Here is a 7,859-nt window from a genome sequence, read left to right on the forward strand (position 1 = left end):
GTGGGGGAGGTGGTGGTGCGGCGGCGGCGCAGCAGCCAGTAGGCGGCGGCCATCGCGGCGACCGAGGCGCCTCCCAGCGCGATCGGGACGGAGGCTGAGAAACCCTCGGCGGAGGCGGCGGGTTCGACGGCCGGATCGCCGTCGGGGCCGCCGGACGGCGTGGCGCTCGTCGAGGGCTCGGGGGTGTCGGTCGGCTCGCTGCCGAGGTCGGGCAGCGGCGGCAGGTCGGCGGAGTCGTCGAGGGGGACGGCGAGCGTGAGCGGGTCCATGGCGGTACCGGCCCGGTACATCGAGCCGAAGAACTTCGCGCCCTCTTCCGTGAGTTCGGTCGGCGTCTCCTCGACGAGCAGCAGTCCCTTCGACGGCTTGGCGTCCGTCGTGAAGGTGACCAGCGGGCGGTCGTCGGTGAGCAGGGTGCCCTTGCCGTCGGCGGCGATCCGTACGCGCAGGTCGGTCAGGCTCAGGTCGAGGTCATTGCCGGTGAAGGTCACCGCGCCGCGCAGGGTCGCGGTGAGCTCGCCGGTCTTCCTGTCGTAGTGGCCCTTACCGCCGGTGAAGCGGTAGAGCGCGCCGCCGTCGCGGGCGCCTTCGGCGACCTTCCAGGAGCCGTCGGCGATCGGGCCGGTGACGTACTCGCGGAAGGTGCGGCGCACACCCCAGTCGACGACGGCGCCCTTGAAGGCTACCCGCGTGACGGTCCGCTCCTTGGTGTCCTGCTCGCCCTTCTCCTTCTCGGAGCGGGCGTCCTTCTCCGGGTCGGCGGTCGGGGCTGCAGGCTTCCGAGCTGGTGCGCGGACGTCGACGGAGAGGCTGACGGGGTCGAGCGGGGTGCCGGCCGGGTAGTAGCCGGCGAAGGCTCCGGCGCCCTCGGCGGTGAGGGTGGCCGGTACCCCGGCGAGGGCGATCGGGGAGCCGCCGCCGCGCATGTCGACGCCGCCGAGCGCGAGCCTGGCGAGCGGCACCTGGCTGCGGTTGCTGAGCGCGCCGCCGCCCTTGGGCCGGCTGGCCATGTCGGCGTAGAGGGTGCCGGTGTTGCCGTTGATGCGGACGGTCGGGCGGCTGATGGTCAGGTCGAGTTCATGGGTGCCGTTGTCCTTGCGGTGGCCGAGGAAGCGGACACCGCCGGAGAACGCGGCGCGGAACGTCCCGGTATCGGGGTCGTAGCCGCCGCTGGCGGAGTGGAAGCGGAACTGTCCGCCGCCGATCGTGCCCGCGCCGCCCAGCATGCTCCAACTGCCCTGGGCGATGGGCCCGGTGACGTAGTTCTGGAAGGAGGACTTGATGCTCCAGTCCAGCCGCCCGCCCTGGACGACGCGTTCCTGGGCGGCGGCGCCGGGGGCCGGCAGCAGCAGCGCGCACAGGGCGGTGAGCAGCACGGCCGCGAACGCGCGCGGTGGTCTGCACGACGGCATGACGGATCCTCCCGAACGGGAACCAGGGGGTGGAGCTGCCCAAGTGAGCAAGGCAAGGCTAACCTAAGCTATCTCCGTCTCCGTCGGAACCCCGCTTCTGGAAGGCAGCCACCGTGCACCCACCCACCCGCCTGCTCGGGGCGGTATCCACCCTGCTGGCCCTGGCACTTGTGCTGACCGGGTGCGGCGGCGGCTCCGCCGACCCGCGTCCGGAGGGCGGCGCGGCGTCGGGCGCCAAGGCCGCCGCCGACCGGATCGAGCCGTTGTCCGGGCCGGCGCCGAGACCGGAGCTGCCGGTGAAGGTTCGCTCGGCCGACGGCCGGGAGGTGACCGTGCGCAGCGCCGAGCGGGTGGTCCCGCTGTCCGGTTCGCTCGCCGAGCTCGTCTTCTCCCTCGGTCTGGGCGACCGCGTGGTGGCCCGCGACGTGACGGCGACCTTCGAACAGGCGGCCAAGCTGCCGGTGGTGACGCGCGCCCACGACGTATCCGCCGAAGGGGTGCTGTCCCTGCGGCCGACGCTGGTGCTCGCGGAGGCCACCACCGGCCCGGCGGAGGCGATCGAGCAGATCCGCGACGCCGGGATTCCGCTGCTGGTCCTGCCCGCCGCCCAGCGGTTGTCCGACGTGAGCGTGCGCATCGAGGCGGTGGCCGCCGCGCTCGGCGTGCCGGAGGCCGGGAAGCGGCTCGACAAGCGCACCCGGCAGCGGATCGACGCCGCCCGCACGGACATACCCGAGAGTGCCGGACGCCCCCGGGTCGCCTTCCTCTACCTGCGCGGCTCCGCCGCCGTCTACCTGTTGGGCGGCGCCCGGTCCGGTGCGAGCTCGCTCATCGAGGCGGCGGGCGGGGTGGACGCGGGCAAGGAGTCCGGCCTGAAGAAGGACTTCACCGCCATCACCAGTGAGGCGCTGGCCAAGGCGGCTCCGGACGTGATCCTGGTCATGAGCAAGGGACTCGACTCGGTGGACGGCGTCGACGGCCTGCTGAAGATCCCCGGAGTCGCCCAGACGCCCGCCGGAATGGACCGCCGCATCGCGTCCGTCGACGACGGCGTGCTGCTGAACTACGGGCCGCGCACGGACACCGTCATCCGTTCCCTCGTCCGGCAGTTCCACGGGGAGTCCCGATGACCACCGTGGACGGCACGCGGACCGAGGCGCCCGGCGGCAGCGACCGTCGAGGGCCGGGCGGCGGAGCGGAAGCCGTCGACAAGCCGGCTGGGGGTGCGGTGGTCCGTCGGGCCAGCGCCACCGTGCTGACGCTCGGGCTGGTCGGCGCGCTGGTGGTGTGCGCGCTGCTCGCGGCGGGTATCGGCGCCTACGACATCCCGCTGGGCGACGTCGTCGGTTCGCTTGCGCACCGGCTCGGCCTCGGCGGCGCGCCGCTGGACCGGGTCGGCGAGAGCGTGCTGTGGAACGTGCGGCTGCCGCGCGTGGTGCTGGCCATGCTCGTCGGCGCCTCGCTGGCCTGCGCCGGGGCGCTGATGCAGGGCGTGTTCGGCAACCCGCTCGCGGAACCGGGCGTGATCGGCGTCTCGGCGGGCGCCGCCGTCGGCGCCGTCGCCGCGATCGCCTTCGGGCTGAACTTCCTCGGCAACTGGACCGTCACCGGCCTGGCGTTCGTCTTCGGCCTCGCCACAGTGCTGCTCGTCTACGCGCTCTCCCGCTCCGGCGGTCGGACCGAGGTCGTCACGCTCATCCTGACCGGCATCGCCGTGAACGCGTTCGGCTTCGCGCTGGTCGGCCTGTTCGTGTTCTTCGCCGACAGCGCGCAGGTCACCCAGATCACCTTCTGGCAGCTCGGTTCGCTCGCCCAGGCGACCTGGCCGAAGGTCTTCGCCGTCCTGCCGTGCGCGCTGCTCGGCCTGCTCCTGGCGCCGCTGTACGCACGGAAGTTGGACCTGCTGGCGCTCGGCGAGCGGCCCGCCCGGCACCTGGGCGTGCCGGTCGAGCGGATGCGGCTGGTGCTGATCGTCGTCGTGGCGCTGCTGACCGCCGCGGCGGTGGCGGTCGCCGGCATCATCACCTTTGTCGGGCTGCTGGTTCCGCATCTGCTGCGCATGGTGGCCGGGCCCGGGCACCGCTTCCTGATCCCCGGCAGCGCGCTCGGCGGCGCCCTGGTGCTGCTCGCCGCCGACCTGGCCGCGCGCACGCTGGCCGCCCCGGCCGAACTGCCGCTCGGTGTGCTCACCGCTCTCATCGGCAGCCCGTTCTTCTTCTGGCTGCTGCGCCGGACCCGACGCCGCCAAGGAGGCTGGGCATGACCGAACAGCGCGGTGCGACACGACAGTCGGGCCCGGCAGAACAGCGGCGCACGACAGAACGGCGCGGGCTGCTCGGCCGGTTGGCCGCGCGGCGGGCGCCGCGCCGGGTGCCCGGGCCGCTGCCGCGCGGTGCCGTCGCCGCCGAGGCCCGGGACGTGGCCGTCCGACTCGGCGGGCGGCTGGTGCTGGACGGCGTGGACCTCGCCGCGAACGTCGGTGAGGTGTTGGCGCTGGTCGGCCCCAACGGCGCCGGGAAGTCCACCCTGTTCGCCGCCCTGGCCGGGGACGTCGACGTCGAACGCGGCGGGGTGTGGGTGTGCGGGCGGCCGGCCGAGCAGTGGGGTGCGGCCGAACTGGCGCTACGCCGAGCGGTGTTGCCGCAGTCGTCGAGTCTGGCGTTCCCGTTCACGGTCGCCGAGGTGGTGGCCATGGGACGGGCGCCGTGGGCCGGCACCCCGGCCGCCGAGGACGACAGCCGGGCGGTGGCCGAGGCGATGGCCGCCACGGAGGTCGAGGGGTTCGCCGAGCGGCCGTTCTCCGCGCTGTCCGGCGGCGAACGCGCGCGGGTCTCGCTCGCCCGCGCCCTCGCCCAGCGCACCGGGCTGCTGCTGCTCGACGAGCCGACGGCCGCGCTGGACCTGCGGCACCAGGAGTTGGTGCTGCGGATCTGCCGGCGCCGCGCGGCGGCGGGCGACGCCGTGGTGGTGGTGCTGCACGACCTCGGTCTGGCCGCCGCGTACGCGGACCGGGTCGCGGTGCTCAGCGGCGGGCGGCTCGTCGCCGACGGCCCGCCGGCGTCGGTGCTGCGGGCCGAACTGCTGTCGGAGGTGTACCGGCAGCCGGTGGAGGTGCTGCCGCATCCGAGCGGCGGCGCGCCGCTGGTGGTGCCGGTGCGGCCGGTCGGCGGCGCCGGCCCGCGCGGAACGGAGATCGCCGGGGACCGGTAAGGTGCCACATTGCTGGCAGACCCCGGACGCACACCGGCCGTCCGGGATTCGGGGAGGGCACGGGCATGATGTCGCGACGTACGGCGGCCGCAACGGTCGCCCTCGCGCTGACGGGCGCACTGTCGGGTTGTGTGACGGTTCACGGCGAGACGGCCGTGGTGCCGGCCACCACAAAGGCCGAGGCCGAGAAGGTGCTCAGCAAGTACCTCTCGACCAGCAACAAGGCCAACCGGAACCACGACGCCGCGCTGGCCGCCACCGTCGAACGCGGCGCACTGGGCGAGGTCAACCAGGCCTCGCTGAAGGTCGCGCGCGCACTGCGGCCGGAGGGGGCGAAGGACTTCCGCCCGCTGGAGCTGACGGACACCCGTTTCCACATCCCCCGCCAGGCCGGCTGGCCGAAGTTCTTCCTCGCGGACGCGACGGGCAAGGGCACCTCCGGCGAGCGCCGGGTGCTGCTCGCCTTCACCCGGGACGGGATCGGCGAACCGTGGCGGGCGTCCTACCGCGCGGTCGTCGACGCGGCGGACGTGCCGGAGTTCGCCGAGGACGAGGAGGGCCACGCCGTCGCGTTCCCGGCTCCCGACACGAAGAGCGTGGCGCTGGCGGCCGAGCCGGACGAGCTCAGCAAGGCCTACGTCAAGCAACTCAAGGACGGCAAGGGCCCGTTCGCCGACGGTCCGTACACCAGCGGCAAGCGCGAGAACCGGCGCAAGAACACCAACCGTCCGACCGCCCGCAACGAGTGGGCCGACCAGGCCGCGGACTCCACCCGCTACGCGCCGTTCGGCCTCTACACCGGCAAGGGCGACGCGCTGGTGTTCTTCACCTCCCACCTGCACACCAAGCAGACGGCCGCCACCGGCTACAAGCCGAGCGTGCTCCCCGAGGTCGAGCCGCTGCTCAAGGGGCAGGTGAAGCGCTCGCTGACACAGACCCTCCTGCTCCAGCACGCCGTGCTGGTGCCGACCGCGGACAGCGGCGACAAGATCGACTTCCTCTACCAGCACACGGGCCGGATCTCCGCGAAGGGCGAGTGAGGCGGACCTCCGTGATCCGAGCGGGCCAGGGCCTGTCCGGCGGGGTCAGCGCACCGGCCAGGGCGTCCCCTCGTGGTCCGGCTGCTCGGCCGCGTAGGTGGCGCACGCGTCGGTCAGGGCCTCCAGCAGCGTGAGCGGATCCGGCAGCGGGCGGCCGGGCGCGCGCACCCATCTGACACTCGTGCCGCCGCCCGCGTGCAGTGCGGACGGCGGCACGAGTACATAGCTCCCCCGGCAGTGCCAGCGCAGGCCGGGGTGTTCGTCCATCGTCTCGGGATGGCAGTCCAGCTCGCACGGCCACCACTCGTCCTCGTCGTCCGGGGTGCCCCGGGTCGCCGTGAAGAACAGCATGCGGCCGTCGTCGAGGGAGGCCACCGGGCCGACCTCGACGCCCTCCCCGTCCAGTCTCTCCAGCGCCGAGCGGCCGGCCGGGAACGGGACGTCCAGCACGTCGTGGGTGAGGCCGGTGGCGGTGACGAAGTTGGCCTCGGGACGGCTGCGGGCCCAGCGCAGCACCTGATCCGGGTCGCTGGTGGCCTGGGTCTGCCAGGCGAAGGAGACCGGGTGCCGGCCGGGCGTGGGGCAGCCGATCCGCTCACAGCTGCAGCCGTACCCCTCCGGATGCGCGGCGGGCGCGAGCGGGAAGCCGGCGTCGGCGGACGCCACCAGCAGGTCCTCCCGGGCGCGGGCGGCCTCGGCCGCTGCGTCGTCCGCGCTCCTGGAGCGTCGGCGCAACCACTGGGAGAGCCTGCCTTCGCGTTCCATCTACCGCCTCACTCCAGACTGATCCGTGCACCTGCCCCGAGAGTACGGAACCCCGACGCCGAACCCGGCCGGAATCCACGGAACGGATGACTCTCTCCATCCTGCGCCCCCGACCGCCGCAACGGGAAACCGGGGGCGCCGGGCGGCACCAGGACCGCCCCGACGACACCCCGCGGGTCCGCGTATGGAGGTTTCTGAGGATACTCCCGATCCGCCGGTTTCCCGACGCGGTCGAGACGGGAGCGGGGTGACTCCCGCCACGGCCGCCCTTCCCCACCGGCCACGATGACGAACCACCCGTACGCACCACTTCCATTTCGCGCGGGAGAGTGGACCATGAGCCTAGGGCCTGTCCGGCGGGTCGGAGTGGGTGAAGGAGCGGCGTCTGGTGCCTGCGATCTCAAGGCGGAGGAGGGAGTCGACGCGGAGCGTCGGCGACCGACGACAACGCGGAGAGCGCGGGTGCCAGGCGTCGCGACGCCGCTCCGACCCGCCGGACAGGCCCTAGCAGGCACGGCGATCCCGTGAGGAGCCCTCTTTGTACGCTGAACGTCGCTATCTCATGTGCCCACCGGCGCACTTCCGGGTCACGTACTCGATCAACCCCTGGATGGATCCGGGCAAGCCGGTCGATCTCCCGCTGGCGGTGGCCCAGTGGGAGATGCTGCGGGACCGCTACCGCGCGCTCGGCCACACCGTGGAGGAGCTGGCCCCGGACCCGGAGCTGCCGGACATGGTGTACGCCGCCAACGGCGCCACCGTCGTCGACGGGCGGGTCCTGGGCGCGCGGTTCGCGCACCCGCAGCGGGAGGCGGAGGCGGTGGCCCACCGCGAGTGGTACGCGGCCCACGGCTTCACCGACTACCACGAGCCGGAGCACGTCAACGAGGGCGAGGGCGACTTCGCCGTCACGGCCTCCTGGCTGCTGGCCGGGCGGGGCTTCCGCAGCAGCCCGCTGTCCCACCCCGAGGCCCAGGAGTTCCTGCGCCGGCCGGTGATCGGCCTCGACCTGGTCGACCCGCGCTTCTACCACCTGGACACGGCGCTGTGCGTGCTGGACGACGCCACGGACAGCGAGATCATGTACTACCCGCCGGCGTTCTCCCCCGGCAGCCGGGCCGTGCTCGCCCGGCTTTTCCCCGACGCGATCATCGCCGACGAGCACGACGCGCTGGTGCTCGGTCTGAACTCGGTCAGCGACGGGCATCACGTGCTGCTGCCGCAGGCGGCGGCCGGTCTGTTCGAACCGCTGCGGGAGCGCGGCTACGAGCCGATCCCGGTGGCGCTGTCGGAGCTGCTCAAGGGCGGCGGCAGCGTCAAGTGCTGCACCGCCGAGCTGCGCGTCGCGGCGTGAGGTAGGCGGGGTGGCGGGTCCGGCGGACGGCGGTCCTCACGGGCGGTCGTCGGCCGGACCCTCCCCCTCCTGTCTCTT

General features: G+C 73.6%; 7 protein-coding genes. 5 read left to right on the plus strand and 2 right to left on the minus strand.

The annotated features are described in order from the left end of the window. Positions 1–1,412, minus strand: a 1,412-nt coding sequence (locus tag FNX44_RS20430; RefSeq protein WP_143649980.1) for an HtaA domain-containing protein, incomplete at its 3' end; no start/stop codon positions are given. A 113-nt stretch (positions 1,413–1,525) separates the two neighbouring features. On the opposite strand from FNX44_RS20430, the gene FNX44_RS20435 reads away from it, so the two are divergent. The 4 genes from FNX44_RS20435 to FNX44_RS20450 all read left to right on the plus strand — a co-directional run bounded on the left by FNX44_RS20435 (position 1,526) and on the right by FNX44_RS20450 (position 5,662). Then, positions 1,526–2,542: a heme/hemin ABC transporter substrate-binding protein gene (locus FNX44_RS20435; protein WP_143649981.1), complete on the plus strand. Its 1,017-nt coding sequence runs from the start codon at positions 1,526–1,528 to the stop codon at positions 2,540–2,542. Further along, a complete protein-coding gene (locus FNX44_RS20440) occupies positions 2,539–3,675 on the plus strand; it encodes a FecCD family ABC transporter permease (RefSeq protein WP_143649983.1) in 1,137 nt (378 codons plus the stop codon). The genes FNX44_RS20435 and FNX44_RS20440 overlap by 4 nt, the downstream gene beginning before the upstream one ends. Next, on the plus strand, positions 3,672–4,622 hold the full coding sequence (locus tag FNX44_RS20445) for a heme ABC transporter ATP-binding protein (RefSeq protein ID WP_143649985.1): 951 nt from the start codon (positions 3,672–3,674) through the stop codon (positions 4,620–4,622). The genes FNX44_RS20440 and FNX44_RS20445 overlap by 4 nt, the downstream gene beginning before the upstream one ends. Positions 4,623–4,687: 65 nt before the next feature. Further along, positions 4,688–5,662, plus strand: coding sequence for an SCO2278 family lipoprotein (locus tag FNX44_RS20450; RefSeq protein ID WP_143649987.1), 975 nt, complete (start codon positions 4,688–4,690; stop codon positions 5,660–5,662). A gap of 45 nt (positions 5,663–5,707) precedes the next feature. Here FNX44_RS20450 and FNX44_RS20455 read toward each other — a convergent pair whose 3' ends face one another. Beyond that, positions 5,708–6,427 carry a bifunctional DNA primase/polymerase gene (locus FNX44_RS20455; protein ID WP_143649989.1) on the minus strand — a complete coding sequence of 240 codons (720 nt, stop codon included), beginning with the start codon at positions 6,425–6,427 and terminating at the stop codon, positions 5,708–5,710. A gap of 562 nt (positions 6,428–6,989) precedes the next feature. On the opposite strand from FNX44_RS20455, the gene ddaH reads away from it, so the two are divergent. After that, complete coding sequence (gene ddaH, locus FNX44_RS20460; RefSeq protein ID WP_143649990.1) at positions 6,990–7,781, plus strand: dimethylargininase; 792 nt, start codon at positions 6,990–6,992, stop codon at positions 7,779–7,781. Positions 7,782–7,859 lie beyond the last annotated feature (78 nt).

The sequence above is a fragment of the Streptomyces alkaliterrae genome (assembly GCF_007097205.2).
GTDB classification, from domain to species: domain Bacteria; phylum Actinomycetota; class Actinomycetes; order Streptomycetales; family Streptomycetaceae; genus Streptomyces; species Streptomyces alkaliterrae.